The organism is Streptomyces sp. NPDC107538 (assembly GCF_055657445.1).
In genome coordinates, this window is the sequence record NZ_JBVKAY010000001.1 from 212281 (window position 1) to 238406 (window position 26126).

At 68.7% G+C, this 26126-nt stretch carries 18 protein-coding genes and 2 pseudogenes; 6 read left to right on the top strand and 14 right to left on the bottom strand.

Annotated elements, in window-relative coordinates:
- Positions 1-38: 38 nt before the first annotated feature.
- The 5 genes from ACZ7MG_RS00825 to ACZ7MG_RS00845 form a co-directional block, all read right to left on the bottom strand.
- Positions 39-2594, bottom strand: a complete 2556-nt coding sequence (locus tag ACZ7MG_RS00825) for a CBM35 domain-containing protein (RefSeq protein WP_471386335.1) — start codon at positions 2592-2594, stop codon at positions 39-41.
- A 133-nt stretch (positions 2595-2727) separates the two neighbouring features.
- Positions 2728-3582: a carbohydrate ABC transporter permease gene (locus ACZ7MG_RS00830; protein ID WP_471386332.1), complete on the bottom strand. Its 855-nt coding sequence runs from the start codon at positions 3580-3582 to the stop codon at positions 2728-2730.
- Entirely contained in the window at positions 3579-4535 is a 957-nt protein-coding gene (locus ACZ7MG_RS00835) for a carbohydrate ABC transporter permease (RefSeq protein ID WP_471386329.1), read from the bottom strand. The genes ACZ7MG_RS00830 and ACZ7MG_RS00835 overlap by 4 nt, the downstream gene beginning before the upstream one ends.
- A 77-nt stretch (positions 4536-4612) precedes the next feature.
- Positions 4613-5923 (bottom strand): ABC transporter substrate-binding protein, encoded by a 1311-nt coding sequence (locus tag ACZ7MG_RS00840; RefSeq protein WP_471386326.1) that lies wholly within the window; start codon positions 5921-5923, stop codon positions 4613-4615.
- 112 nt (positions 5924-6035) lie between these two features.
- On the bottom strand, positions 6036-7106 hold the full coding sequence (locus ACZ7MG_RS00845; RefSeq protein WP_471386323.1) for a LacI family DNA-binding transcriptional regulator: 1071 nt from the start codon (positions 7104-7106) through the stop codon (positions 6036-6038).
- A 167-nt stretch (positions 7107-7273) separates the two neighbouring features.
- On the opposite strand from ACZ7MG_RS00845, the gene ACZ7MG_RS00850 reads away from it, so the two are divergent.
- On the top strand, positions 7274-9436 hold the full coding sequence (locus ACZ7MG_RS00850; RefSeq protein WP_471386320.1) for a glycoside hydrolase family 36 protein: 2163 nt from the start codon (positions 7274-7276) through the stop codon (positions 9434-9436).
- On the opposite strand, the gene ACZ7MG_RS00855 is transcribed toward ACZ7MG_RS00850, so the two are convergent.
- The 5 genes and pseudogenes from ACZ7MG_RS00855 to ACZ7MG_RS00875 form a co-directional block, all read right to left on the bottom strand.
- Entirely contained in the window at positions 9360-10001 is a 642-nt protein-coding gene (locus tag ACZ7MG_RS00855; protein WP_471946101.1) for an SDR family oxidoreductase, read from the bottom strand. The genes ACZ7MG_RS00850 and ACZ7MG_RS00855 overlap by 77 nt on opposite strands.
- Positions 9968-10537: an SDR family NAD(P)-dependent oxidoreductase gene (locus ACZ7MG_RS00860; RefSeq protein WP_471386314.1), complete on the bottom strand. Its 570-nt coding sequence runs from the start codon at positions 10535-10537 to the stop codon at positions 9968-9970. The genes ACZ7MG_RS00855 and ACZ7MG_RS00860 overlap by 34 nt, the downstream gene beginning before the upstream one ends.
- A 286-nt stretch (positions 10538-10823) precedes the next feature.
- Positions 10824-11609, bottom strand: coding sequence for a crotonase/enoyl-CoA hydratase family protein (locus tag ACZ7MG_RS00865; RefSeq protein ID WP_471386311.1), 786 nt, complete (start codon positions 11607-11609; stop codon positions 10824-10826).
- Positions 11606-12046, bottom strand: a complete 441-nt coding sequence (locus ACZ7MG_RS00870) for an AMP-binding enzyme (RefSeq protein ID WP_471946112.1) — start codon at positions 12044-12046, stop codon at positions 11606-11608. The genes ACZ7MG_RS00865 and ACZ7MG_RS00870 overlap by 4 nt, the downstream gene beginning before the upstream one ends.
- Positions 12044-13090: pseudogene (locus ACZ7MG_RS00875) on the bottom strand (AMP-binding protein); the annotation flags it as partial. The pseudogene ACZ7MG_RS00875 and the gene ACZ7MG_RS00870, both read right to left, overlap by 3 nt.
- Positions 13091-13175: 85 nt before the next feature.
- Between ACZ7MG_RS00875 and ACZ7MG_RS00880 the strand changes: the two are divergent.
- Positions 13176-13772 (top strand): TetR/AcrR family transcriptional regulator, encoded by a 597-nt coding sequence (locus ACZ7MG_RS00880; RefSeq protein WP_471386309.1) that lies wholly within the window; start codon positions 13176-13178, stop codon positions 13770-13772.
- A 272-nt stretch (positions 13773-14044) separates the two neighbouring features.
- Here the strand turns inward: ACZ7MG_RS00880 and ACZ7MG_RS00885 are convergent, their stop codons facing one another.
- On the bottom strand, positions 14045-16369 hold the full coding sequence (locus tag ACZ7MG_RS00885) for an ATP-binding protein (protein ID WP_471386307.1): 2325 nt from the start codon (positions 16367-16369) through the stop codon (positions 14045-14047).
- A 271-nt stretch (positions 16370-16640) separates the two neighbouring features.
- Positions 16641-16814 carry a hypothetical protein gene (locus ACZ7MG_RS00890; protein WP_471386306.1) on the bottom strand — a complete coding sequence of 58 codons (174 nt, stop codon included), beginning with the start codon at positions 16812-16814 and terminating at the stop codon, positions 16641-16643.
- 696 nt (positions 16815-17510) lie between these two features.
- On the opposite strand from ACZ7MG_RS00890, the pseudogene ACZ7MG_RS00895 reads away from it, so the two are divergent.
- Positions 17511-17984: pseudogene (locus ACZ7MG_RS00895) on the top strand (DUF6192 family protein); the annotation flags it as partial.
- 690 nt (positions 17985-18674) lie between these two features.
- Here the strand turns inward: ACZ7MG_RS00895 and ACZ7MG_RS00900 are convergent.
- Together ACZ7MG_RS00900 and ACZ7MG_RS00905 are read right to left on the bottom strand one after the other, a co-directional pair.
- The gene (locus tag ACZ7MG_RS00900; RefSeq protein ID WP_471386304.1) at positions 18675-19034 is read right to left on the bottom strand and encodes a hypothetical protein; all 360 of its coding nucleotides are present in this window, start codon (positions 19032-19034) and stop codon (positions 18675-18677) included.
- A 611-nt stretch (positions 19035-19645) separates the two neighbouring features.
- Entirely contained in the window at positions 19646-20779 is a 1134-nt protein-coding gene (locus ACZ7MG_RS00905; RefSeq protein WP_471386302.1) for a hypothetical protein, read from the bottom strand.
- Between the two features lie 1026 nt (positions 20780-21805).
- Between ACZ7MG_RS00905 and ACZ7MG_RS00910 the strand changes: the two genes are divergently transcribed.
- From ACZ7MG_RS00910 to ACZ7MG_RS00920, 3 genes are all read left to right on the top strand, one after another.
- On the top strand, positions 21806-23056 hold the full coding sequence (locus tag ACZ7MG_RS00910; protein ID WP_471386300.1) for a chymotrypsin family serine protease: 1251 nt from the start codon (positions 21806-21808) through the stop codon (positions 23054-23056).
- A gap of 261 nt (positions 23057-23317) precedes the next feature.
- Positions 23318-24517 carry a PTS fructose transporter subunit IIC gene (locus ACZ7MG_RS00915; RefSeq protein ID WP_471386297.1) on the top strand — a complete coding sequence of 400 codons (1200 nt, stop codon included), beginning with the start codon at positions 23318-23320 and terminating at the stop codon, positions 24515-24517.
- A gap of 323 nt (positions 24518-24840) precedes the next feature.
- Positions 24841-26070 carry a cytochrome P450 gene (locus ACZ7MG_RS00920; RefSeq protein WP_471386294.1) on the top strand — a complete coding sequence of 410 codons (1230 nt, stop codon included), beginning with the start codon at positions 24841-24843 and terminating at the stop codon, positions 26068-26070.
- Positions 26071-26126 lie beyond the last annotated feature (56 nt).

Genomic DNA, 26126 nt, shown 5'->3' on the forward strand with positions numbered 1-26126 from the left:
GGGCCGGCTCGCAGTCCGCCCCAGGACGCGTGGTGTCGTCAGCCGTTCAGTGGCGCGACGGTCACCTTGTCGATGTCCGGCGCGTACGCCGCGGCGTTGCCGAAGGTGATGGTGTTGACGCCGGCCTTGAGGGTGACCGGGACCGGGAGGTCCCAGAAGTTGGACCAGCTGTAGGAGTTGCGGAACATGACCCTCTGGGTGGTGTCGTTGACGGTGAGGTCGGCCGCTCGGGAGATGACGTTGGTGTTGTAGTTCCCGGACCCGGCGACCTCGTTGTTGGCGTAGCGCACGTTCATCACGTAACGCCCGGCCGAGGAGGCGTTCACCTTGAAGGTGAGGGTGTTTCCGGCGCCCAGGCCGACGTGTCCCACGTACTTGCCGCCGGAGGTCCAGGAGTTGTTCGAGACCGACGCGGTGCCGGTGAGGGTGGCGTCCTCGGCTTCGTAGGCCGTGGCCCCCGTGGTGCTGACCTTGCCGGTGACGCGCAGGTCGCGCAGGGTGAGGCTGCCCTTGCCCGGGACGGCGGCGGTGATGCGGTTGTTGCCGGCCGACAGGTAGAGCCGCAGGGGCTTGTCGGTGACGCGGCCCCGGGTGGAGGGGAGTTTGGCGGCGGTGGCGCCGTCCAGGCTCAGGGTGCCGTTGCCGGTGGCGGCGTAGTCGGCGTGCACGGTGTAGTAGCCGTCGGCCGGTGCGTAGACGTCGAAGGCGGCCTTGTCGCGGCGCTCCAGCTTCAATGCGCCGGCGCCGCTGATGCCCGAGACGCCGTACTCGTACGACGGCGACCCGGTGATGTCGGTGTAGGTCGCGGGGTAGACGGAGTCCGGAGTCCTGGACGCGGTGAGGTCGATCTTGTCGAGGGTGACCTCGTTGGTGCCCTTGGACAGGGTCAGGGTGTGCTTGCCGGCCGTCAGTGAGACGGGTGTGCTCGCCGTGGCGCGGTAGGTCCAGTTCAGGGTGGACCCGTAGGTGAGGGTCTGGGGCGAGCCGCCGTCGACCGTGAGGGTGTGGGTGGCGGGCCCGCCGGACTGGTTGCCGTAGAAGACGTCCAGGTCGTACGTGCCGGTCTTCGGGACGTCGACGGTGAAGGCGACCTGGCTGTCGGACTTGTTGAGGCTGCCGACGTCCTTGGTGCCGGAGGTGGCGAAGCCGTAGGGGTTGGTCACCGAGCCCTGGGAGTAGACGGTGCCGCTGGTGATCGCGGCGTTCTCCGCCTCGTACGACGCGGACCAGGGCAGGCTCGCTGCCGTCGGCGAGCCGCTGCCCGCCGGGTTGACGGTGACGCGGTAGGCCGACATGGCGTCCAGGTCGCTCAGAGGCACGGTGACGCTGCCGTTCTTGGTGACCTTGGCGGTGGTGCGGGACACCACGCTCGGCGCGGCGGCACCCTCGTAGCCGCTCCAGCCGATGCGTTCGACGGTGACGTTGACCTTCTTGCCGAAGCGCGAGGGGACGTTGCGGATGACGGTGTTGACGTCGCCGGAGGTGCCGCCGAGCAGGACCTGGGCCTGCTTGCGGGTGGTGTCCAGCGAGGCGATGCCCTGGACGGTGTCGATGGTGTTGGGCTGCGGCGGGTCGAGCTTGACGGTCTTGCCGGTCAGGCCCGCGTACCAGCGCAGCAGCCACCAGGTGCCGTTGGGGATGTTGGTCTGGGCGGCGTTGTCGTTGAGGTTGCCGGCGATGTTCCAGTACGCCTGGTCGGCGTAGACCTTGTTGCGCTCGAACATCGACATCCACTGGACCATCTGTCCGGGCACGGACTGGTCACGCCGGTTGCCGTACTCGTTGATGCTGACCGGCCGTTCGGAGATGCCGGCCTTCTTCTCGATGGCCCGGTAGTGGGCGAGGTGGGACTCGAAGTCCTTCAGGGAGTCCGGGCCCAGTTCGTGCCAGGTCGTGATGTCCGGGAGCACCTTGTTGGCCTTGGCCCACGGGTAGAAGTCGCCCATGAGCTTGCCGTCGTAGTGGGTCTCGTTGGGCCCCGCTATGCGGGCGTTCGGGATGATCGAGCGGATCTTCTCGTAGACGGTCGTCCAGTCGCTCTGGAACTTGCTCAGCGCGCTCGCGTACTTGGCGCTGTCCGAACTGCCCAGATCCGGATACCAGTTGCCGTTGGGCTCGTTGAAGGGCACCCACACGAAGTCGTCCCGGTCAGAGCGGGCGGCGACCTTGCGGACCATCGTGTCGACCTTGGCCAGATAGTCGCTCAGGCCGAGGTTCTCGTAGGGCCACTGGGCGTAGATGTCCTGCATGTAGATGTGGACCTCGCCACCGCCGTTGCGGTCATAGCTCTTCTTGATCGCGAGAGCGTCCCCGTTGGGGTGCTGCGCACCGTCCGGCGCCTTCTGGATGACCGTCGTCATGTGCAGCGGGGCGACCAACTCGTCGCCGGGGACGGCGTCGTCGCTGAGCCCGTACAGCGTTCCGTTGGCTCCGTGCATCACGTCACCGGTGGTCCTGCCCAGGTCGACGGTGACCTGAGGGGTGGCCGCCTGGGCGGTCGGGACGGTCACGGTCGTGCCGACCAGCGCGGCGGTGAAGGCGACCGCTCCCATCAGGCGTGCGGTGTTGCGGGAGCTGTGCTTGGTTCGGGGCATGTGCGTCCTCCGCCTCCCGCGACGCTGCGGGAGGATGGTGAGTGGGCCCGGACCGCCCGGACGGATCGGGTGGACCGGAGGTTGGGGGGCCGGGGCGCGCGGGGAGACGCGCCCCGGAGATCTTGGGCGCAACCTATTTGACGGCTCCGCTGGTGATGCCGGCGACGATCCGGCGCTGGGCGATGACGAAGACCGCCACCATCGGCAGGCTCATCATCACGACATAGGCGAAGATGAGATGCCAGTTGTTCAGGTACAGCTGGGCGCTGGCGACCTGGTAGAGGTTGAGCGGCAGGGTGGCTTTCTCCCCGCCGCCTAGGACGAAGAACGCGTAGAAGATGTCGCTCCAGGCGAACAGCATCACCATGATCGTCGCGGTGGCGATGACGGGTCGCAGCAGCGGCAGGATCACCTGGAAGAAGACCCGGGCCGGGCTGGCGCCGTCCATGCGCGCGGCCTCTTCCAGTTCCTCCGGGAGGTTCCGGATGAAGCCGGTCATGAAGAAGATCGACGTGGACAGGTACATCCCTGTGTAGACCGCGATCATGCCGAGCTGGGTGCCCGCCAGGCCGAGTTGCCGCAACTCCATGACGATGGTGATGACGGCGGGCGGAAGCAGCAGGCCGCTGATGCTCAGCGCGTACAGCGTGCCGACCAGGCGGCCCTTGCGGCGGGCGAAGACCCAGGCGGCGCCGGCGCCCAGCAGCAGTACGAGGACGACGGAGGGGACCACGACCAGCGTGCTGTTGACGAAGCCCTGGACGATCTTGCCCTGGTCGAAGGTCTGCTGGTAGTTCTCCGCGGCCTGTGCCTGGTGCGGCAGCGAGAGGTTGGGCTTGATCGCTTCGGCCTGGGGCTTCACGGAGGTCACCGCGACGAGCCAGAGCGGGATGCCGATGGTGACGGCCGCGACGAGCAATACGGCGACGGGCTGCACCCAGCGCAGGGGGCTGCGGCGTACGGGGGCGAACGCGGGAATCGTGGTCACTGGTTGTTCTCCCTGCGCCGCAGGCCGACGATGACGGGCACGGCGAGGACGACGACGATGAGGAAGAGGACCAGGCTCATCGCGGACGCCTGGGCGTACAGACCCTGGCCGAAGATGCGGAACATGTAGATGTTGAACACCTCGGTCTCGCTGCCCGGACCGCCCGCGGTGGTGGCCTGGACGATGTCGAAGGTGTTCATGGAGCCGATCAGCGCGGTGGTCACGTTGAACGTCACCGCGGGCGCCAGCAGCGGGAACCTGATCGACCAGAAGGTGCGCCAGGCGCCGGCCCCGTCGATGCGGGCGGCCTCCAGGACGTCACCGGGCATGCTCTTCAGGCCGGCCAGGTAGATCAGCATGGCCAGGCCCATCCACTTCCAGCCGTGGATGAGGGTCACCACAACCAGGGTCCAGGTGGTCGACCCCAGCCAGGGGGTGTCGACCTCGTGACCCGCGAGGGCGGACAGCACGCCGTTTAGCGCCCCGTCCTGCTCCAGCAGGGCCCGGAAGATGTAGCCGACGGCCAGTGCGGAGATCAGCACGGGCAGGAAGAAGACCGCGCGGAAGAAGCGGTTGAAACGGGTGTCCCGTTCCAGCAGCAGGGCGAGGCCCAGGCCGAACCCGTTCTGGAAGACGGCCACGAGGACCGCGTACACCAGCGTGATGCGGATGTCCCGGGCCATCGACCCGTCGCTGAGGATGGTCTCGAAGTTCGACAGACCCACGAAGCTGATCTGCGGGTGGAACGCCGACCAGTCGGTGAACGGGTAGACGAAGTTCAGCAGGTTCGGCAGCAGGAAGAACGCGCCGAACACGGCGAGCGCGGGAACGGCGAACCACCACGGCTGGTCGGGCTTCCTGCGGGGCCGCTCGCGGCGACTGTTACGGGGCGGGCTGCCCCGGTCCTTCGCACGCTTGGCGTCGATGACGTCCATCGTGGCGGTGTCCACCACTTTCCTACCTCCGAATGCGGGCCCCGGGCACGCCGCCGACGGGCGGCCCGGGGGACGGGCTGACGAAGCGGTGCCGGTCAGAAGCCGTCGACGCCGCGTGCCTTCAGCACCTGCTCGAACTGGTCCTGGGCGGCCTGGGCGACCTGCTTCGGGCTCTTCTTGCCGTAGATCATGTCGGCGAGGGCGAGGTGCATGTCGGGCGCGGTGAGTCCCTTGACCTGGAAGACGCCGGTGGCGGAGGACAGGGCCTCGGCCTGGGCGATCGCGGTCTGCGGCAGACCGTCGGGGTTGGGCACCGACGGCTGCACCGAGACGAGCTTGTTCGCCTTGATGTAGTCCGGGTAGTTCTGGCCGAGCCAGAAGGACAGGAACTGCCGGGCGGCGTTCTGGCGCTTGGTGTCACCGGTCTTGAAGGCGACGACGCCGTTGGTCTGGTCCGGCGAGTACTCGGCCTTGGCGGCGCTGTTGGCGATGGGGAACCAGCCCAGCTTCTTGTCCATCTCCTCCGTGCTGGACGTGGCCTGGATCTGGGACTGGAGCGAGGTGACGTTCAGGGCCATGGCGGCGCTGCCGTCCATGATCGCCTTGCCCTGGTCGACGAACGTGCCGGTCTTGTAGTTCTTCTGGGCCAGCCCGCCGTCAAGGATCTTCGTCTTGTACTTGGTGATGGCGTCGACGATGACCTTGTTGGTCCAGCTCTCCTTGTTCTCGTTCAGCTTGTCCCAGAACGTCTGCGGCAGGTCGGTCATCTGCACCTGGACCTGCCACTGCAGGGGCCACTTGTCGCCGCCGACCTCGAAGAACGGGGCGACGCCTGTCTTCGACTTGATCTTCTCGGCGGTGGCGATCATGTCGTCGTAGCTGGTGGGCATCTTGGTGATGCCCGCCTTCTCGAAGACTTCCTTGTTGTAATAGACACCGAGGACCGCGGGGCTGGTGACGATGGCCGCGTAACGGTGGCCGTCGACCTGGCCGAGGCCCTTCTCCGTCTCACCGAGCTTGGAGACCCAGTCCTCGTTGTCGAGCTGCAGCAGGTTCTGCTGCGGCTGGATGAACGGCAGGGTGCTGCCCGTGGGCTGCCAGAACATCAGGTCCGGCTTGACACCCGAGGCGAGCTTGGTCGGGACGTTCGACTCGTAGGGGTCGGGGATCACCTCGGTGTTGATCTTGGCACCGGTGGCCTTCTCGAACGCCTCGATGGCCTGCTTGGGCTGCCCGACGCTGTTCTGGGCCGTCCACATGGTGAGTTCGACGCCCTTGAGGTCAGCGGTCGGGTCGACCGATCCCGTGGGTGCCGCGCCGCCACCGCCGGCGGTGCTGTCGCTGCAGGCCGTGGCGGTCAGCCCGAGCAGACAGGCGGTGACAAGGACAGAGACGGCTCTTCTCATGGCGGATCCTTGATGGTTGAGGTGCGGTGAGGCGGTGCGGGCTTGCGGAGACGGGCGATGACTGTGGGAGAGGCGACCGGAGGAGGCGGCGGGTGCGAGCATCCCGCCCGGCTCATGTGCGGCGCGGCCCCGTACTCTCCCGGAACACCAGGACGGGTTCGGCCGGAACCGCCGCGGGTGACTGCTGATCGGTGTCGAACCGGGCACGCAGCAGCCCGAAGGCAGTGCGGCCCAGCCCCTGGAAGTCCATACGGACCGTGGTGAGGGACGGTGTGACATAGGCGGAGTGCGGGGCGTCGTCGAATCCGATGACGCTGACGTCCTCCGGGACCCGCCGACCCGCGTGATGCAGGGCCCGCAGGACACCCAGCGCCAGGTCGTCGTTGCCGCAGAGGATCGCGGTGACGTCGCGGTTTCGGGCGAGCTTCTTCCCGGCCTCGTATCCGGCTTGGGCGTCCCAGCCCTTGCCGCACGGTTCGGGAGCGGCGACGCCGGCCGATTCCAGGGCCTGACGCCAGCCTTCAGCGCGGGGTCCCACCGAACGCCGGGTTCCGGTCGAGGCGGGAATCGCCACATAGTGGACGGTGTCGTGCCCCAGTGACAAGAGGTGTTCGGTTGCGGCACGGGCAGCCTCGCGGTCGTCGGCCCACACCGAGGGCAGACCGGGTGATCGCCCCGGTGACGGCGCCTCCACCACGGCCGCGCACGGCACATGCGCCGGTACGCGGTCCAGGGCGGCCGCGCCGAGGCGGTCGAAGCCGATGACCACCAGACCGCTACCGCCGTCGGAGGCCGAGGCGATGGTGCGGTCCAGGTCGTCCTCGGACGTCAGGACCCGCACGCCGAGCGTGTAGCCGGCAGCGCGGGACGCCTGCTCCAGGCCCTGCAGGGTGGCTGCGTAGCCGTAGAGCAGAGTGTTCGACGTGAGCACCGTGATCGACCGGGTCACGCCGCTGGCCAGGGCGAACGCGGTGGCGTTGCGCCTGAAGCCCAGGGCGGCGATGGCTTCCCGCACCCGCCCCCGCGTCTCCTCCCGGACGTTCGGGTGGCCGTTGATGACCCTCGAAACGGTCTGGTAGGAGACGCCTGCTGCCTGGGCGACATCGCGGATGCTCGCGGCCCTCTGCTGTCGCTGAGGGGGGCCGGCAGGGCTGCCCGACCTTGTGTGACCGGTCACAAACATGCGAGGATTGTGAGCGGTCACAACGCGGTCGTCAAGGCTGTGAGCGCAAGTTCAGCTCCGCAGGTACATCCGCCGCCGCGGGCCCGCCCTCACCGCCGTAGGTGAATCCCCAGCTCAGCCCCGCATGGACCACCGCAGGACCGAACCATCCCGGAAGGGGAATCGCGTTGACCGCTGCCGTCGAAACCGTCGAGGGGTCCTGGGTCTGGTCGCATCCGGAGTCCGGCCTGCACGCAGTTGTGGATGCCACCGGAGCGGTGAGACTGGGAAGACCCGGTCAGGACTGGGCCTGCCTGGTGCCCCTCGTCGAGATCACCGCCACAGGTCACGGACGCATGTGGTCGGGAGAACGCTTCATCGAGACGGCCATCGGCGAGCGCCTGACCTACCGAGGCCACGAGACGCTCCTGGACGGCGGCAGGGAGCGTACGACGATCCGGCTGGCGGACCCCGCGACCGGTCTGGCCGCCGACATCACACTGGAGACCCGCCCGGGCAGCGGTTTCCTGCGGGCCGGGGTACGCCTGGTCAACGAGGGTGGCGTGCCGCTGCGGCTGGAGAGCGTCTCCACCCTGGCTCTCGGCGGCATCGTCGACGCCGACGGCGGTCTCGACGGTCTGACCCTGCACTGGGCGGACAACGACTGGCTCGCCGAATGCCGGTGGCGACAGGACGCCTTCCGTGAGCGGGTGGTCCCGCTGAGCCGGTCCGCCCACGGCCACGAGGGCCGGGGGTGCTTCGAGCGGTACTCGCAGGGAAGCTGGTCCACCGGCCGGCACCTTCCCGTGGCTGGCCTCACCGACCAGGAAGGTCGCGCCTGGCTGTGGCAGATCGAGTCCAGCGCGGGCTGGCGCTTCGAGACCGGTGAACGCGAGGGGGCCGCCTATGTGGCCCTGTTCGGCCCCGACGACGCGCACCACCAGTGGCAGCACACCCTCGCCCCCGGCGAGGAGTTCCACACCGTCCCGGCCGTTCTCGTCCATACGCGGAGCGGCGGACTGGACGCGGCCTTCGGTGAACTCACGGACTACCGCCGGAGCATCCGCCGCGATCACCCCGACCACCGCATGCTGCCGGTGATCTACAACGACTACATGAACACCCTGATGGGCGACCCCACCACCGAACGGCTCCTGCCGCTGATCGAGGCGGCGGGTGCGGCCGGTGCCGAGGTGTTCGTGATCGACGCGGGCTGGTACGACGACGACGCCCAGGGCTGGTGGGACGCCGTCGGCGCATGGGAGCCCGCTCCCCGCCGTTTCCCGGGCGGTCTGCCGGAGGTCCTGGACGCCATCAGAGCGCGCGGGATGACCCCGGGGCTCTGGCTCGAACCCGAAGTCGTCGGCGTACGCAGCCCCCTGGCCCGCACCCTGCCGGACGAGGCGTTCTTCCGGCGAGGTGGCCTGCGCGTCACCGAACACGGGCGGCACCACCTGGACCTGCGTCACCCGGCCGCCCGCGCCCATCTCGACGCGGTCGTCGACCGGCTGGTCGGTGACTGGGGTGTCGGCTACCTGAAGCTCGACTACAACGTCAACATCGGCCCCGGCACGGAGAACGGCCCCGAAAGCCCGGGCGCCGGTCTGCTCGGGCACCACCGCGCCCACCTCGACTGGATGACCTCGCTCCTCGACCGGTACCCCGCTCTCGTCCTGGAGAACTGCGGATCGGGCGGCCTGCGCATGGACTACGCGCAGCTGGCCGTGGCTCAACTGCAGTCCACCAGTGACCAGCAGGACCTCCTGCGTTATCCGCCCATCGCCGCCGCGGCAGCCACCGCCGTGACACCGGAGCAGGCCGCGGTCTGGGCCTACCCCCAGCCGGACCACACCCTCGACGAGATCACCTTCACCCTCACCGGCGCACTCCTCGGCCGCGTCCATCTCTCCGGATTCCTCAACCTGATGAACCCCGAGCAGTTCAGCCTCGTCCGCTCGGCGATCTCCGTGTACAAAGAGCTCCGGCCGGAGCTCGGCAGTGCGAGGCCGTTCTGGCCTCTGGGACTCCCCGGCTGGGAGGACCATTGGGTCGCTTATGGGCTTCGAGGACAGGGGGCCACGTTCCTCGCGGTCTGGAGAAGGGACCCGGGAAACGGCGAAGCACCCGCCCCGAGCGGATACGACCGGAACGGATCAGCCGACACCGACCGCGCCCTCACCCTCCCCCATCTGCGTGGCGTTCACGTCCGGCCCACCGTGGTGCATCCCGCGACAGCCGATGCCGCCCCGTGGTGGGACGCGGACGCGGGGCGGCTCACCGTCTCGCTGCCGCGTGGGAACACCGCCGTCCTACTCCGGCTGGACCGGGTCGCGGCGGACTCGTCGAGATGACGCGCCCCGGGGTTGCCTCGCCGCCTCCCCCGATCGGCACGTGCGTCCGTGCCTGTGCCGGCCTGAGCCCAGGAAGCCTTGGGCCCGAACGGGCCGCGACGGTTCTCCCGCGTGAAGGTGCCGGTGGGGCAGTTGAAGACAGCGACGCCGACGTTGACGCCGACGGGATCCGGGCAACTCGGCGTCGCCGATACTCAGCTGAGACCTGCGCGACCAAGCAAGAACCTGGGCGCGCCGGAAGCCCGGTACGACCTGCGCCCGTGCTGGTCCTCGAACCTCCTCCGGTGCGGCAGCACCTCCCGGGCGAAGAAGGTGGCGTCTGTCCGGTGATGTAGTCCGACTCCGGCACACACAGCAGATAGGCCGCGCCGGCCGCTTCCTCCGGAGTGCCGGTACGACCCAGAGGGATCGTGTGGGTGGCGGATTCCAGCAGTCGCGGGTTGGCCCCGATGGGGATGTCGTTGCCGTCGATCTCGACGGTCTCGCCGATGCCGACCGGTGCGATCAGCCGGGTCCGTATGAGGCCGAAGGTCACCGCGTTGACGTCACGTTGTAGCGGCCCCACTCCTTGGCGATCGTCCTGGTGAGCCCGAGGATGCCCGCCGAGTAGCCGTACTGGCCCGGGTTGCCGCTCAGCCCAGCTATGGAGGACACGCTCACGACCTTGCGGCACACCGGCGTCCCCGTGGCACGCTCCCGCTTGGCCGCCGCGCCGATGACCGGCTGGGCCGCGCGAAGGATGCGGAAGGGGGCGGTGAGGTGTACGTCCAGCATCGTCTCCCACTGCTCGTCGCTGGTCTTCTGCACGACGTCGTCCCATGTGTAGCCGGCGTTGTTCACGATGATGTGGAGGTCGCCGAAGCTCTCCACAGCCGTACGGACGAACGTGTCGGCGAAGGCCGGGGCGGTGACCGAGCCCGGGGCTCCGACAGCGCGGCCGCCTGCCTCGGTAATGGTCTTGACCGTCTCGGCGACCAGGGCCTCGTCGAGGTCGTTGACGACGACAGCCGCGCCTTCGCCGGCCAGCTTGAGCGCGATGTGACGCCCGATACCGCGGCCGGAGCCGGAGACGATGGCGACCTTGGAGTCCAGTGTGCCCATAGGGCTGAAGGTCCTTTCGGTGATGAAGCGGGTCCGGTCCCGCAAGGGCGGCCACGGGCGGCAGGGGCGGCTGTCCGACGGCGCCGAGTGCGTCTTGGCGCGGGAGCGGGGTGCCGTGGGGAAGGGAGGCCGCGAGCTCCGGTTCGGCCGTGTGGCGTACGGCCAGACATGAGCTCAGAAGCGAGTGCGCGTGTTCGGGACCGAGGGACGTGCGTGGGCCAACGGCGGTGCCGCGTAGGGCCCTTGCCGCGCTGCGTCGGGCGGGGCCACGCATGCCCGTCGCAGTTCAGTCGAAGGTGCCGTGCCGGCCGGCGCCGTCGGTGAACCGGACGGCTCCCGAGTGGCCGTCCGACCGCAGCGACTCCAGACCGACGGCTGTCTCGAAGCGCAGGGCGTCCGCTTCCGACAGTGCCTCCTGGACGTGGACGGACCGTCGGTCGTTGCGCAGGCAGGTCTGCGGGAAGCGGGAGATCCGCCGGGCCAGTGTCTCGGCCTCGCTTCGCGCGGTGCCCGGATCGACGACCCGGTTGGCCAGGCCGAAGTCGGCGGCCTCCCGGGCGTCGACGGGGCGTCCTGTGAGGATCATGTCCAGGGCACGGCTCGTCCCGATCAGCCGGGGGAGCCGCACGGTGCCGCCGTCGATGAGCGGTACTCCCCAGCGGCGGCAGAAGACGCCGAAGGTCGCGTCGGCGGCGGCCACCCGCAGGTCGCACCAGACGGCCAGCTCCAGGCCGCCCGCGACGGCGTATCCCTCGACCGCGGCGATGACGGGCTTGCTGAGCTGGAGCCGGGTCGGTCCCATGGGGCCGTCGCCGGTCATGCGCACGACGTTTCCGCGGTCCGTGTTCACGCCCTTCAGATCGGCTCCGGCGCAGAAGTGGCCCCCAGCGCCCCACAGCACCGCGGCGTCGGCGTCGGGGTCGGCGTCGAAGGCGCGGAAGGCGTGGGCCAGCTCGGCCGCCATGGGTCCGTCGACGGCGTTGCGTCGCTCCGCCCGGTCCATGATGACGGTGGTGACGCGGTCCCGTGTCTCTACCCGGATCGACTCGTAGGCGTGCTTGGAGCCGGTCATACCCGCCCCTCCCACAGTGGTTCACGCAGCGCGCGGCGAAGAATCTTGCCGACCGGGGACTTCGGCAGTTCGCCGGTGAACTCGATTCTCTTCGGCACCTTGTAGCCGGCCAGGCGGGACCGGACCAGGTGTCTCAGTTCGTCCTCTGTGGCGGAGTGCCCCTTTCGGAGGTGGACGAACGCGGTGACGGCCTCACCCCAGAGCGGGTCCGGGGCACCCACGACAGCGCATTCGGCTACCGCGGGGTGTTCGGCGATGGTGTCTTCCACCTCTCGCGGGTACACGTTGTAGCCACCCGTGATGATCATGTCGCTGCGCCGATCGACGAGGAAGAGGTAGCTGCGGTCGTCGGCGTAGGCCATGTCCCGGGTGCGGATCCAGCTCTCTGTCGTGATCATCTCGGTGTTCAGCTCTGGCGCCTCGTGGTAACCGGCCATCTGGCTGGCCGACTTGACCTGCACTTCGCCCGTCTCCCCTGGCGGGACGGGCACTCCCTTCTCGTCCGTCAGCCGGACGGCCATGTCGACCGAGGGCTGACCGCAGGATCCGGCGAGCCAGGGATCGAGATGGTCGCTCTCATTGAGGACCGTGATGGCCAGCGGTACCTCGGTCTGGCCGTAGTACTGCTTGAAGATCGGGCCCCACAGACCGATGGCGCGTTCCAGGAGGGGCCTGGGCATCGGACTGGCGCCGTAGACGACCGTACGTAGCGAGGAGACGTCGGCGGCCTCCAGGGTGTCGCTCGCGAACAGCATCGCCAGCATCGTCGGCCCCAGGTTGATTTCCGTGGCGCGGTGGTTTGCGATCGCCTCGACAAGCGTCGCCGGCTCGAACCGGGGCAATACGACGGCCGTGCCACCGCGGGTCCAGTAGGGGAGCACGAAGGTGCCGCTGGCGTGGATCAGCGAAGCAGCATGCAGCATGACCGAATCCGGTGCCGGTGACAGAAAGTCCGCCAGGATGTTCGCGGTGATCGCGGCGTAGGAGCCTTGCGTGTGTGTCGCGGCCTTCAGGACTCCGGTGGTGCCCGAGGTGTGCAGCAGCAGCATCGGATCCGACTCGTCCAACTGCACCGCGGGGTCCGAGGCGTCGGCGGACTCGGCCGCGCTGAGGAGGTCGATCCCACCTCCCGCGCCCGGCCCCTCCAGCCCGATGGTGTTCAGGCCGTTCAGGCTCGCGGCCAGTTCGGTGGCTTCCCCGGTGAGATCCGCGTCGTGGAGCAGCCACTTCGTGCCGGTGCCCGTCATCATGCGGCGGCGCTCGGTGGCCGAGAGCCGGGGATTCAGCGGGACCCGCACGATGCCCGACTTGAGGCAGGCGAAGTCAAGGGAGACCGACCACAGGCCGTTGTCTATCAGCATGCCGAGCTGGTCGCCCTTCGACATTCCGGCGCCCAGCAGGACGTTCGCGAAGCGGTTCGCCGCCACGTCCACCTCTGTGAAGGACAGCGAGCGGTCGCCGAAGACCACCGCTCTTCGCGCGGCGCGCCGCGCACCAGATCAGCGGCCAGAACCATGAGCCCTCCCTGAAACAGACCGTTCGGTCGGTCTGATTAGACTATGAAGGGTGGAAACAAGCAAGAGACGTCAGCAACGATGGCTGTCGACCCGCACCGCCCTGTTGGACGCGACGGTCAGGACTCTCGTCGACGATGGTTACGCCAGCACGACCATGCAACGCGTCCAGGCCCGCGCGGGGGTGTCCCGCGGATCGCTCACCCATCACTTCGCGTCCATGCAGGAGCTGCTCGCCGCCGCCGTGCACCACGTCGCCGAGGGCCAACTGCGAGAGCTCGAAGAGATGATGCGCGGCGCGGACGCTCCGACCGGCGTCGAAGCCCTCGTGGCCGTGATGTACCGGTTCATGTCCGGGCCCCTGTTCACCGCGGGTCTCGAACTGTGGATGGCCGCACGCACCGACCCCGCCCTCCGGGAGGAACTGATCCCCGCCGAGCGCGAGTTCGGGCGACAGCTGCGCTCGGCCCTCAGTGGGGCCTCGGCTGGATCAGGCGGTCTCCATCTCGAACGTGACGATCTGGAGACCCTGCTCGCCCTGCTGCGCGGGTTCGCCGTCACAGGTGTCCTCCGGGAGAACGCCAGGACGCAGCAGGAGTTGCTCACTCGTTGGGTGTCTCAGGTCCAGGGGGCTACACACCGTGACTGAGTACTTCTTCTCTCATGCTTTCTGACGATCGCCGGTCAGGTCCGCTCCGACTGCGGCCTCGGATCACGTCGAGGTCCCGTTGGCCGGCTGTTCGCCGCTCTCCCCGACGTGGAAAACCCCGGCAGGGGGGAATGCGCGCCACCCAGCTACCCCATCAGCCGTATCGGTCCGGTTGCGTGTGAACGTCCGCTTTGCTGGGCGATCGAGAGCCGACGCGTAATGATCGTCCTGCCTCGAGTGCGGAAGTGTGCGGCAATCGCGTACGGCGCCGTTCACACCAGGGGGGCGCCGGTATCCCGGTCGGTGAGTGCCGCGGCGGGTTGGTTGGTCGCCCACCAGGCGGCTATCTGGGTTCGGCGGAAGAGGCAGAGCTTCGTGCGGATGTTATCGATGTGGCGGTCGACGGTACGTGGGGACAGGACCAGTCGCGTGGCGATCTGCTTGTTGCTCATCCCCTGGGCTACCAGCTCGGCGACCTCCCGCTCCCGGGGGCTGAGCGGGTTCTGCCCCTCGGAAGCGGCAGTCGCTGCGGGGGCGATAACGATGTCAAGGGCCAGCGCGACGGCCTCGGCGCGGTTCTTGGCGGCTCTGCCCGCCGCGAACGCCTCCTCGTACACGCCCGTGCCCACGGCCCGGACGATCTCCTCCTCGCAGCGGGTATGACGATCCATCAGCTGCGGGAACGCGGAGGCGGTGACGCCTATGTCCCGCCACACCGCATCAGCGGCCCCCAGCTGGCGGGCCGCCCGCTCGTGGTCACGGCAGGCGGCGGTCGCCACGGCGAGATCCTCCAGCATGAACGCGCACGCCATGTAGTCCGCGAAGCCCTGCTGGATCTCCAGCGCGCTGCGCAGGTGCTCCACGGCCTCCCACACCTCGCCGCGCAGGGAGGCGGCGGTGCTCATGGCCCAGAGTGCGTGTGCGTGGCCCCGCTGGTCGCCGTACTTCTCGGCGACGGCCAGCGCTCGCACGGCGGTCGCAGTGGCACGCGGATCACCGCACATGAGCTGTACGAAGCCCAGCTGGAACAGCGGCATGGCGTTGTGGGACTCCTGGCCCAGCCCGGTGTTGTCGGCCACCGCCTGCTCCAGCAGCGCCGCAGCTTGCTTCGGCTCGTTCCGGAACACCCAGACCAGCGTTCCCCGCTGGTGCAGAACCTCCGGACGCACCGTCGGGTCGCCCAGCGCGGCGCCCAGTTCCTCGGCCTCGTCCAGCCGTCGGTGGGCCGCCACGGGTTCGCCGAGCAGCAGCTGCGTCATGGCCATGGCCAGCAGCGCCCGCGTGCGAGCCGGGGTGGGCTCGGGCGCCGCGGCAAGCGCCCTCTCGAGCCGGTGGTGGCCCTCGCGGAGGAAGCCGCCGAGACACCAGTGATGGCAGAGCGATCCGGCGAGAACCAGTGTCGCCTGTGCGTCCCCGGGATAGTCCAGGGCCGCCAGCAGATCGGTGTGATCGGCGCGCAGCCGAGCCAGAGCCTGCTGCTGGCCCGGCCCGTACCAGTGGTCGGTGACGTGCTGGGCGGCGGCGATGTGGAAGTCGCGGTGGCGCAGCCGCAGGGTTTCCTCCTCACCGGACGCGACGAGCCGCTCCCTGCCGTACTGGCGTATGGTCTCCAGCAGGCGGTAGCGCGGTAGTCCTTCGGCCTCGGTGGTCAGCACGACGGACTGGCTGATCAGGCCGCTCAGTAGGTCGAGTACGTCGTGTGACTCCAGGCCGTCGCCCGAGCAGACGCCCTCGGCCGCCTCCAGGGCGAAGCACCCCGCGAAGACCGACAGCCGGGCCCACAGCAGACGCTCCTTCGGCGAGCACAACTCGTGGCTCCACTCGACCGTCGCGCGCAGGGTGCGGTGCCGGGGGAGCGCGGTCCTGCTGCCGCCGGTCAGCAGGGCGAAGCGGTTGGCGAGCCGCTCCGACAGCTGTTCCACGGTGAGTGTCCGCAGCCTCGACGCGGCCAGCTCGATCGCCAGCGGTATCCCGTCCAGGTCGGCGCAGAGCCGGGTGGCCGCATTGTCCGCGGCGTGCGGCAGTCGGATGTCCGGTCGCAAGGCCGTGGTCCTGACCCTGAGCAGCTCGACCGCCTCGTCCAGCCTCAGGGACGGGACGGTGTAAAGGTGTTCGCCGACGATGCCGAGCGCCTGCCGACTGGTCGTCAGCACTCGGAGCTGTCCGGCGGCGGACAGGAGCGCATCGGTCAACTCGCCGCACGCGTGCACCTGTTCCTCGCAGTTGTCGAGCACGATCAGTGCCCGGTGCCCGGCCAGACGTGTCGTCAGCTGCTCCAGGACGGGTCTGGTGCCCAGGTCCGGCACGCCGAGCGCCATCGCCACCGCGGTCGCCACGGTGCCCGCCCCCGCACTCTCCGTCGCGGGCACCCGCGCCGCCGCCAGATCCACCAGCCACACGCCGTCCGGGAACGCCTCCACGACCGAGGCGGCCACCACGAGCGCCAGCCGCGTCTTGCCGATACCGCCTGCTCCGGTAAGGGTCACCAGCCGCTTGTTCTCCAGGAGCCGGCGGACGTCGTCGACCTCTGACCGGCGGCCGACGAACTCCGTGAAAGCCTCGGGCAGGTTTCCTGTCTTCAGGACCCCGACAGCCATGCCCTGCTCCTCTCCGGCAGCCCCGGACGGGCACCGAACGGGCCATCGGCATGGCCCCCATGCCCGAAGGCCGCGGATAGTGGGTCTGCCGTGTGCCGGTCGCACGCGACAACGCATCGGGCAGGGACAATCGCCGGTTGGCGTGGTGGCCCTCGCGTTCAATTCCGAGCTTCGAACACAGCAAGCGCCCTTGCATAGCTGTGACTTTAGGAGTCGAACAATAGCCCTGTGTCCGGGTGAAATCCCACTAGCCATGGGCGTGACGGGTATCTCACCCGATGTGCCGGTGGCGGGTGGTTCGCCGCACCAGGCTCCCCGCCGCCGCCGGCGTCCCGGCGCGGCCCAGGCCGCCGCCGTAGGCGGACGTGTGGACGATGCCGGTGAAGGCGATCCGGCATCGTGAAAGTGTGCCCGGCTCCGGGAGGCGTAGGAGCAGCGCGTCCACAGACGCTCCACCGTTCCTGTGGCCGGGGCATCTGTCCCTAGCGCGGACTCGACAGGGGACAGGCCGAAAATTCTGTCCCCTGTCGTGGTGCCACGATTGGATCTGCCGTAGCGGTGGGTTGCCGGCGGTCTCTGGAAGTGAGTTCTGGATCGCTTTCAGAGACCATCTTTGAACCTCCGTCGATCTCGTACATGCGTCACGGGGGCGGGCTCGGCACTCATGAACCTCTCCGCTCTCAGTGGCCCGGCAACGGGCTTTGCGGAGAGCTTTCGGGTGCTCCGCACACCGCGGCTGCACGCCTACGCGGTGCGGCCTGGTGGGCGGATTCTGCCGGTACCGGGCGGGCCGGAGTTCCCCTTCTTCACGGCCGCGGGGCCGTGCTCCGGCCTGGCAGGGGGTGGGCATGGTGCCCAGTACGGAGCAGGTCGGCAACGTCAGCGTCGCGCGGTACGAGCAGATCGTGGAGAGGCTGCGTGAGGCCGTCGACACGATGGCGAAGTGCCAGTTCATGATCGGTGACGGCGCCCTCGAAGTGGTCCCGATGCAGGAGCACGGTGGGCGGTCCGTCGGGGACGACCTGTTCGGGGTGTCGGCGTGGCTGCACCGGTTGTCGGAGGACACCAACGTCCCCACAACACGATCAAGGAGTACCGGTGGGTGGCCAGCCGGTTCCCGGAACGGCACCGGTGCGCGGGGGTGGCCTTCAGCACGCACCAGGTCCTGGCGGCGATCTCGGATCCGGAGGAGCGGTGGGCGGTGATCAAGAATCCGCCGCTGGACGAGCGGACCGGGAAGCGACGGTGGACGCCGGAGACGACCCGGCAGCGGGGCGGCTAGCGCGGGCCGGGCCCGGAAACGGTGCAGGAGAAGGTGGAGGCCGTGCGCGACCTGGTCGCCGACGAGCAGGTCGCCTTGAAGGTGGCGATGGATCTGCTGCGCCGGCCGGAGGTGGCGTTCAAGGCGATGCGGGATGACACGGCCCGTCATCAGGTCAACCATGCCCAGGTCGAGCAGGCCCGCCAGCTGCGTGAGATGCATGAGGCGGAACACCGGTGAGCCGGAGCCGTTCGAGCCGACCGTGCGCCGGATCAACCATGCGCTGGAGTTCCTGGACCTGGTCGGGGCCAGCGGCCCTTCTCCGACGACGAACGCGAGACCGTGCACCGCAACGTCGACCGTGCCCGCGCCACCTGCGAGTGGATCCTCACCGCCGTGGACACGGGCAGGTCGACGTCGACGAGGAGCTCGCGAAACTCCTGCGGGATGAGTAGGAATGCCCCGGTCGCGGCACCGGGGAGATGCGGGACGCGAGCACGCGGAAGCGATCTGGAAGGCACCCAATCAGGCCCGCCGGGCGGGCCTGCACACGCCGCAGCTGATGCGGGCCACCGAACTGACCCGCAGCCAGGTGCAGTCGGGGTGGCGATGATGCGCGACATCACCACGAAGAAAGGGTGGCCTCCGGTGATCTACACCCGTGCGGACGGCTACCAGTTCACCGCGGACCCGAACGAACTGGAGTCCTACAGGTGAGGCAGTGCCGCTGCCGTGAACGTCCTGTCCGCAGGCGACGTTCGCCGCGCAGGCCGAGCGGCTCACCTTCCGGGGCGGCCGGCGAAGCGCCGCTCTGCGGACAGGGCTCGAACATCTGGCGGTGATGTCGGCCCGTCGGGCCAGCGGGCCCTACTGCCCCAGCCCTGACGGCCGGTGGCAGTAGGGCAACGCCACTGTGACGACAACGGTGATCCTCTGTGGCCCTGGCACTGGTATTGATCCAGACCTCTTTCGGAGACCACCGACAACAGGGCGGGGCGGGACCGAAACCGAAGCGTCAGCCACCGTGTCGCTTCCCGACTCCACTCAGGTCAGGTCGGCCCAGAAGTTCTTGTTGCTGCTCTCGGACGGCACCGTGAAGTCGCGGGAGACGAGGTATCCGAATGTGCAGTCCGGGCTGGAGAAGGTGATCAGCTTCACCTTTGCGCCCAGGATGAGATCCTGACGTCCGTCCTTCCAGCCTGAGCCCGCGCTCAGCGGCCGGCAGATCGTGAGGGGCTCGCCGAACCGTGTCGAGGTGCTGACGTAGACCGAGCGGCCGTCAGTCTTCACCATGAGGTGGGCGAGGCCGTTGGTGGCGGCTGAGGCGGGAACCACGGTCGTGCTCAGAGCCAGCCCCGCCGCGGCAAGGGCGGTGCCGGCGGAGAGGCCGTAGCGGATCTTCATCGGGGAACCTTTCGGCAGGTCTCGAAACATCAGGATGTCCTTACTTTAAGTATGCGAAACCGGGCGTAAGTGCGGAGGAGAGGGTGATCATCCTCATGCCGATCACGCCATCGGTAGCTGCCGGGAGGCCGCCCACTCCGCGTCCGCCACGTCTGTCGTACGGCGGCGCCGCAGCTCGGGCCGGTCAGGCGGGTTGCCTCGCGTGGGAGTTAGCGACAGAGCAGCGGAGTCGGACGGCACGGCTGGCGCAACGGCACGTATGAAGCCTTCACTGGGTCGCGGGCGTCAGCCTTCGCCCTGGCCCTGGGGGAGCCGTGCATTGTCGGTTCCCCTCGCAGCGTGGAGACGATCTATGCGGCCAGTCCCTCGGTGAGGGTGGCTCGGCGGCGAAGGCATGTGGCGGACAAGGGGGCCACCTCATACCCGTCGTGCTCGCCCGCAACCCATGCCCACTCGCACGGACCTGGGCCCACTCACGCCTGATGCCCGGCCGCGCTGTGCGCAGCACAGCCGGGCATCCGTGACGCGATCGGCCCGGACCTGCCGACCCCCGTAATTGTCGGCCTGCCTTCACCACACCGTCGGGCGAGGTACTGACCGCCCTACTTCGCCTACGGCAGCGGGATGACGAACTTCGTGCCCGCCTTGTGGGCGACGGTCGCCTTCTTCGTGGTCTTCTTCGCCGCCTTCCCCCTGGTGGCCTTCTTCGCTGCCTTCTTTGCTGCCTTTGCCTTGGCCTTCTTCTTCGCCGCCCGCTCCTTGGCAGCCTTCTTCTTCGCCGCCCGTTCCTTGGCCGCCTTCTCCTTCGCGGTCTCCTTCTTCTTCCCCTGGTCCTTCGCGCCGCCGGAGGACGCAGCGACATCACCCGCGATGAAGTTGACCTTGCTGTCGTAGGTCGTGGCCAGCGGGCCGGTGACCGACGACGGCGCCGACGTGGTCACGTCCACCACGTCCGTGAGGGGGTTGTAGACCGCGCTGGAGCTGTACCCGGCGGTCTGTATCTGCGTCATCACGTCGCTCTCGATCGAGTCGACCTCGTCGTTGGTGGCGAACTGGCTGTACTCGCCGGTGAGCACGATGTCGGGGTCGGAGAAGCCGGTGAACCCGTCCGGGTACGTCCAGGTGTCGGGAACCTTTCCGCCCGTGAACACCAGCGTGACCTGGCCGTCGGTGTCGACGTACGAGGTGAGGGCGCCGTTGGCCTCGGCGATCTCGTCGATCAGCGCCCAGTCCGCCGAGCTGATCCCGGGGCTGCCGGCCACGATGTTGATCTTGCTGTCGTAGGTGGAGACCAGCGGGTCGGTGACCGACGTCGGCGCCTTGGTGACGACGTCCACCTTGTCCGTGTCCGCGTTGTACTCGGCGATGGCGTTGTAGCCGCCGGCCTTGATCTTGTCAATCGCGTCCCCCTTGATCGAGTCGACCTCATCGTTGGTGGCGAACTGGCTGTACTCGCCGGTGAGCACGATGTCGGGGTTGGCGAATCCCGTGAATCCGTCGGGGTAGACCCAGGTGTCGGGAACCTTTCCGCCCGTGAAGACCAGGGTGACCTGGCTGTTGTCGTCGACGTATTCCAGGAGGGCGTTGTTGAGTTCGCCGATCTCTGTGACCAGCTGCCAGTCGTCGTTGCTGATGCCCGCGTCGAAGGGGGCGATCTGCGCGTAGGACGGGGCGGCGGCGCCCAGCATGAGCGAGGCGGACAGGACGGCGCCCAGGAGGAGCTTCCGGGGCATTCTTCTTCGCATTTTCCATACCTTTTTTGGTCGGCCGTGCGCCCGTATGCGATTTCACCTGGCGCTTGGACGGGGCGCAGGGGATTTCTGGAGCGATCTGACGTGACTGCACTTCACCCCGAGCGCAGGGTCTTTCCTGCGTCGAGTCGCGCTCGCGGATTCCGGGGAATGCCAAGGACCGGGCGAACGGGTCTTCTGGGCCGTCGCGGGATGCGGGGTGGCGGGTGCCGGTGAGGGCTTCGCGTGGGCTGTCACCGAGAAGGGTTCGTCGCCCGGTCGACGTCCTCTGGCGAGGCGTCGCGAAGGTGAAGCCGTGGGTCGGGTGAGCGGTGTCCCGGCCCGGGGCCGTCGCTGTGGCGGGCCGGTTCCGCCTCGGTGCGCGTCATGGCAGCAATCGTCGAGGTGGGGACTCCGTCGGCGCCATGGGCGTTTTTACGCATTCGCACGCGGTGGGTACCAAGGGTTCGTTGAATTGTGTATCAATGATGGACGTCGTACGTCGGCGACCACCCCACCGAGCAGGCCCTGAATTCAACGGTCCCGCCCTTGTTCGCACAGGTGGCGAGGGGTTCGTGGTCGACGGGCGGTGGGCCGGTCGCCCTGGTGCCGCAGGGCGCCTCGGGCGGGTAGGGCTGCCCCCCGGTGCGGCGCGGAGCAGGGTGACACCATGTCGGCCGGACGGGCTTTCGGCCCCGGGCACCCGGTCTCACCTGCGTGTTGTCGTTCCGCGGGGGTCGGCGAACCGCAAATACGCAAAAACACCCATGTTCCCGGGCCGCTCCCCGCGCCCATGCTTGCTTCCGCATACCCCGGACCGCGCCGGGCGTCTACGAACGCTTGCGACCCGCCGCGTCTCCGCGACTGCCCGCCCAGGTGGGGAAGGCCGTCGCCGGAGCGTGTCGGACTGCGCTCCGTGCGGGTCACGGACGTCGCCTCTGGCATGGGCACGCACCTGACCTGCGCGGACGAATCTCCCCTCCGGACGACACCGCGGCGCATCCGGTTCGGTCCACCTCGCAGCAGACAGAAAGAAGCGAAATGAGATCAGTATCGAGACGCGCGCGACTGGCCGGGGTGGTGGCGGCGAGTGCCGGCATCCTGGCCGGGACGCTGGCGATCCCCGCCACCTCGGCGGTCGCCGCGACCGTCGCCCCGCAGGCGGGTTCCTCCGTCTCCTCGTCCGCCACCGTCCGGACGGTGCCGACGCAGGGCCAGTGGAAGCGCATCAACCAGGTCTCGGAGAAGTACTCCGCACTCGGGATCTCCACGGACTCTAAGGGGGCCGACCCCGTTCTGCGACTCCCGGCCGGCACCTCCGCCGCGGAGAAGGCCAAGGTCGAGGCGGCGCTTCCCGACAACGTCGATGTCCCGGTGAAGACGAGCCGGCTGACGCAGAAGGCGATGACCGCGATCGACAAGACGGTGACGGACCGCAAGTGGGCCAGCAAGGCCCACACATACAGCGTCAGCACCAGCTACGACGCCGACTCGGACAAGATGATCGTCCGGACCGATGCTCCCCTGTCCGCTGTCAAGGGACTGCGCGCCAAGTACGGGAACTCGGTCACGATCAAGCAGTCCCGTTTCGAGCCCCAGAGCCGCTTCACCGGCTTCGGGACCTGGGGTGGGACCGCCATCGTCGGATCCAACAACAAGGGTTGTACCTCCGGTTTCGCCGTGCAGCACGCAGTGACTGCCGACATGCTCACGCTGACATCAGCGCACTGCTACAACGTCCTGTCCAGGGTCTGGGTACGCTCGTCCTCCTGGCAGGCCGGGGCGTTGCTGGGGAAAATCGATGGACGCTACACCAACTACGACACGGAAATCATCGCCCCCACCGCGAACCAGAACTACCAGTCGTGGCTGTGGGACGGTGGGACAGAGACCAGCAGCAGCTCGCTGTTCGTCCACGGTGAGGACACCGCCACCAAGGGCAAGAAGGTGTGCGTGAGCGGCGCCAGGACGTTCAACCACTGCGGCCACCCCATCCAGAACACCAACTTCAGTACCTGCTACGGCGGCACAGACGTCTGCATTACCATGTCACGCGCTTTCACCTTCGTCCGAGGTGGAAACAACTGGCCCTACTACAACAACGGCAGGATCACCCAGCCTGGTGACTCCGGCGCCCCTGTCTACACGACGGACAAGACCGGTGCCGCCGCCTTCATCGTCGGCCTGAACTCGGGCGGCGTCGGTGATATGTGCTGCGATGACTTCCAGATGATCGCCGTGAAGTGGACTGCGATCCGTGACGGGCTGCACCTCCGTCTCAAGACGAGATAACCACGACCGTTGACGGCGTTCGCGCCTGGCGGAGCCCGGCGGACGCCGCCGGGCTCCGGCCCCACGGTCGCGTTCCGGGCGACCGGCATCGCCCCCGTGGCGGACGCCCCGCCGCGCAACGGACTCCCGCGTGCCGGCCCCGCCCCGCCGCGTCGACAAGTCCGGACGGCGGCATCCGCCCCGGCACCCCTCGCACAGACCTCACAGCAGCGGCCCCGAACATCACGGAGCCGTGTCGCGCAACCGCCCTGGAGCCCCGCAATGTCCCCATCCCGTACCAGCGCCGGCTACCCGGCCACGCCCATGAACCAGGGCGGAGCCCAGGGCCGACACATCGGCGTCAGGCTCGGCGCCTGGCTGGCGTCCAGCGTCCCGTACTTCGGTCCTGTCGTCGGGGTGGCGGCCCTGCTGTTCGGCCTTGCCCTCGCCGTCGTCGGTCCCGGCGTCACCGACGACGTCACACAGGCACTGAACTCCGGTGACTGGTTCGCATTCTCGACCTGGGGCGCGCTGAGCCTCCAGGCCGGTTCCACCACCCTGTCGGGCCTTCCCGTGGCCGTGGCCGGCTACCTCGCCTACGGCATCGCGGGACGGCAGGGAGTGGCTCCCGCCGTCATCGGCGGCATCGCTGTCATCGTGACCCAGGGCGGCATTCCCCTCGGCCTCGTCGCCGGAGCGGTCGCGGGTGCGGTCACCGTCCTGCTGCGACGCGTCCCGGCTCCGCCGAAGCTGCCCGGCCTCACCCGCTCCGTACTCTCTCCTGTGCTGGCGGGCGCGGCTTCCGCGGCCGTGGCCGTCGCCGTGTGCGGAACGCTCTTCAACATGCTGCTCGGGGCCATGGAGCACCCGATGATCGTCCTGCAGTTCAAGTACCCCTTGCTGCTCGGCCTGGTGCTCGGGCTGATGGTCTGCTCCGACTTCGGCGGGCCGCTGAGCAAGGCGGCCGTCTCCTTCGCCATGACAGGCGTGGGCGGTAACACCCCGGCGAACTTCAGCGAGCTCAACATGTCCATCATGGCGGCGGTGATGGCGGCCGGCGCGGTCCCCGCCCTGGGCCTCTCGCTCGCCGGTCTCGTGCGCGGCAAGGTGTTCACTCAGGCGGAACGCGACTACGGCAAATGCTCCTGGCTGTTCGGCCTGGTCTCCCTCCCCGAGGGGGCGATCCCCTTCGTCCTCGCCGACCCCCTGCGGATGATCCCCGCCTCCATGCTGGGCGGTGGCGTCGCCGGATCCCTGGTCATGCAGTTCTCCACGACGGTCTCCGTGCCGTTCGGCGGGTTCCTCTCCGTCGGCCACATGGGCAAGCCGTTCTTGTTCGCCGTCGCCGTCGCCGCGGGCGTCCTGACCACGGCCGCCGTCGCCATCGGCCTCAAGAGCCTCCGGCGTACCGTCGCCGCACCGGCCGAGGCCGTGAAGAAGACCGTCCGCGGCCGGAAGCCGGTACCGGCCGCCGCGAGTTGAGGACCGAGGACCAAGGGTTGAGGGTTGAGGACATCCGGCTCCCGGTCCGCGCCGACAGCGCGGGCCGGGAGCCGGATGTCCCCGTGCCTGGGCAAAAACACGACCCGAAAAGGTCAACAAGCCCTCAGGCTTGGCGATTTGCGTACCGTGGACATGGATTGGCCGGTAGTGCGCGAGGCAGAATCCGGTACGGAAAGCCCCTGATGATCCGTGTCACCGGCTGATCGGACCGGGTGCCTGACGAGTAGCCCGGCGAGCTGCCCGACGACTCGTCCGGGGCCGGTCGGAGGCCGTGGTGACACCGAGCCGGAAGCGAGACCGACGTGACGGACGCATCTATCGCCGCGGACGAACACCAGGCCGACATCCCCGCGTACCCGATGGTCCGGGCGGCGGCCTGTCCTCTCGACCCCGCCCCGGTCCTGCGGGCGAAGCAGCAGGAGGGGCCCCTCACCAGAATCCGGCTGTGGAACGGCAACGTCGCGTGGATGGTGACCAGATATGCCGAGATCCGCTCCCTCCTGGTCGATCCGCGAGTGAGCGCGGACGTCACACGTCCCGGTTTCCCGGCGCCGGTCCCCACCAACGGCAAGCGCACCGCGGGCTTCGCGCAGATGGACGACCCCGAACACGCCCGGCTGCGGCGGATGGTGCAGGCGCCGTTCACCGCCAGGCGGATGGAGATGCGGCGGCCGGTCATCCAGAGGCTCGTCGACGGCCTGATCGACGACATGCTGGCCGGGCCCAACCCGGCCGACCTGGTGGAGACCCTCGCGCGACCCCTGCCCTCGCTGGTGATCTGCGAACTGCTCGGCGTGCCGTACGACGAACACGTCGAGTTCCAGCGCAACGGCAGCCTCATCCTCGGCAGGAACACCCCGCTGGAGGAACGCGTCGCGGCCATGGGCCGACTGCATGCCTACCTCGACGCCCTGGTGGGCCGCAAGATGACTGAGCCCGCCGACGATCTGCTGTCCGGGCTCGTCGGACCCATCCAGGCCGGGGAGTTGACCCGTGCCGAGGCGGCCGAGATGGGCGCGCTCCTGCTGTTCGCGGGCTTCGACACCACCGCCAACATGGTCGCGCTCGGCATCCTCGCCCTGCTGCAACATCCGGACCAGCTCGCCCTGTTGCGCCAGTCCGACGATCCGGGAACAACGGCCGCGGCCGTGGAGGAACTCCTGCGGTACCTCAGCATCATCCAGACCGGGATCCTCCGAGTGGCATCGGAAAACATCGAGTTGGCCGGTGAGGTCGTACGGGCGGGGGAGGGCATCGTCCTGGCCATCGACATCGCCGACCGCGACCCCGAATCCCACACCGGTGACCTCGACGGCATCGACATCCGGCGCGCGAGCCATCGCCACCTGGCCTTCGGTTACGGCGCCCACCAGTGCATCGGCCAGCCGCTGGCCCGTATGGAGTTGCGGGTCCTCTTCGAGACGCTCTTCCGCCGTGTACCCACCCTGCGCCTCGCCACCGCCCCGGAGACACTGCCGTTCAAGACCGACGCGGTCATCTACGGTCTCCACGAACTGCCCGTCACCTGGTGAGGTCACGTTCACGCGAGTGGCTCCCGAGCAGAAGGGGACGGGGCCGGGGCGGCTCT

Excerpts from the sequence above, each read along its gene's own strand:
- ACZ7MG_RS00825 (WP_471386335.1), bottom strand. The coding sequence starts at position 2,594 with ATGCCCCGAACCAAGCACAGCTCCCGCAACACCGCACGCCTGATGGGA.
- ACZ7MG_RS00840 (WP_471386326.1), bottom strand. The coding sequence starts at position 5,923 with ATGAGAAGAGCCGTCTCTGTCCTTGTCACCGCCTGTCTGCTCGGGCTG.
- ACZ7MG_RS00845 (WP_471386323.1), bottom strand. The coding sequence starts at position 7,106 with ATGTTTGTGACCGGTCACACAAGGTCGGGCAGCCCTGCCGGCCCCCCT.
- ACZ7MG_RS00860 (WP_471386314.1), bottom strand. The coding sequence starts at position 10,537 with ATGGGCACACTGGACTCCAAGGTCGCCATCGTCTCCGGCTCCGGCCGC.
- ACZ7MG_RS00865 (WP_471386311.1), bottom strand. The coding sequence starts at position 11,609 with ATGACCGGCTCCAAGCACGCCTACGAGTCGATCCGGGTAGAGACACGG.
- ACZ7MG_RS00870 (WP_471946112.1), bottom strand. The coding sequence starts at position 12,046 with ATGGCCGGTTACCACGAGGCGCCAGAGCTGAACACCGAGATGATCACG.
- ACZ7MG_RS00885 (WP_471386307.1), bottom strand. The coding sequence starts at position 16,369 with ATGGCTGTCGGGGTCCTGAAGACAGGAAACCTGCCCGAGGCTTTCACG.
- ACZ7MG_RS00900 (WP_471386304.1), bottom strand. The coding sequence starts at position 19,034 with ATGAAGATCCGCTACGGCCTCTCCGCCGGCACCGCCCTTGCCGCGGCG.
- ACZ7MG_RS00905 (WP_471386302.1), bottom strand. The coding sequence starts at position 20,779 with ATGCGAAGAAGAATGCCCCGGAAGCTCCTCCTGGGCGCCGTCCTGTCC.
- ACZ7MG_RS00910 (WP_471386300.1), top strand. The coding sequence starts at position 21,806 with ATGAGATCAGTATCGAGACGCGCGCGACTGGCCGGGGTGGTGGCGGCG.
- ACZ7MG_RS00915 (WP_471386297.1), top strand. The coding sequence starts at position 23,318 with ATGTCCCCATCCCGTACCAGCGCCGGCTACCCGGCCACGCCCATGAAC.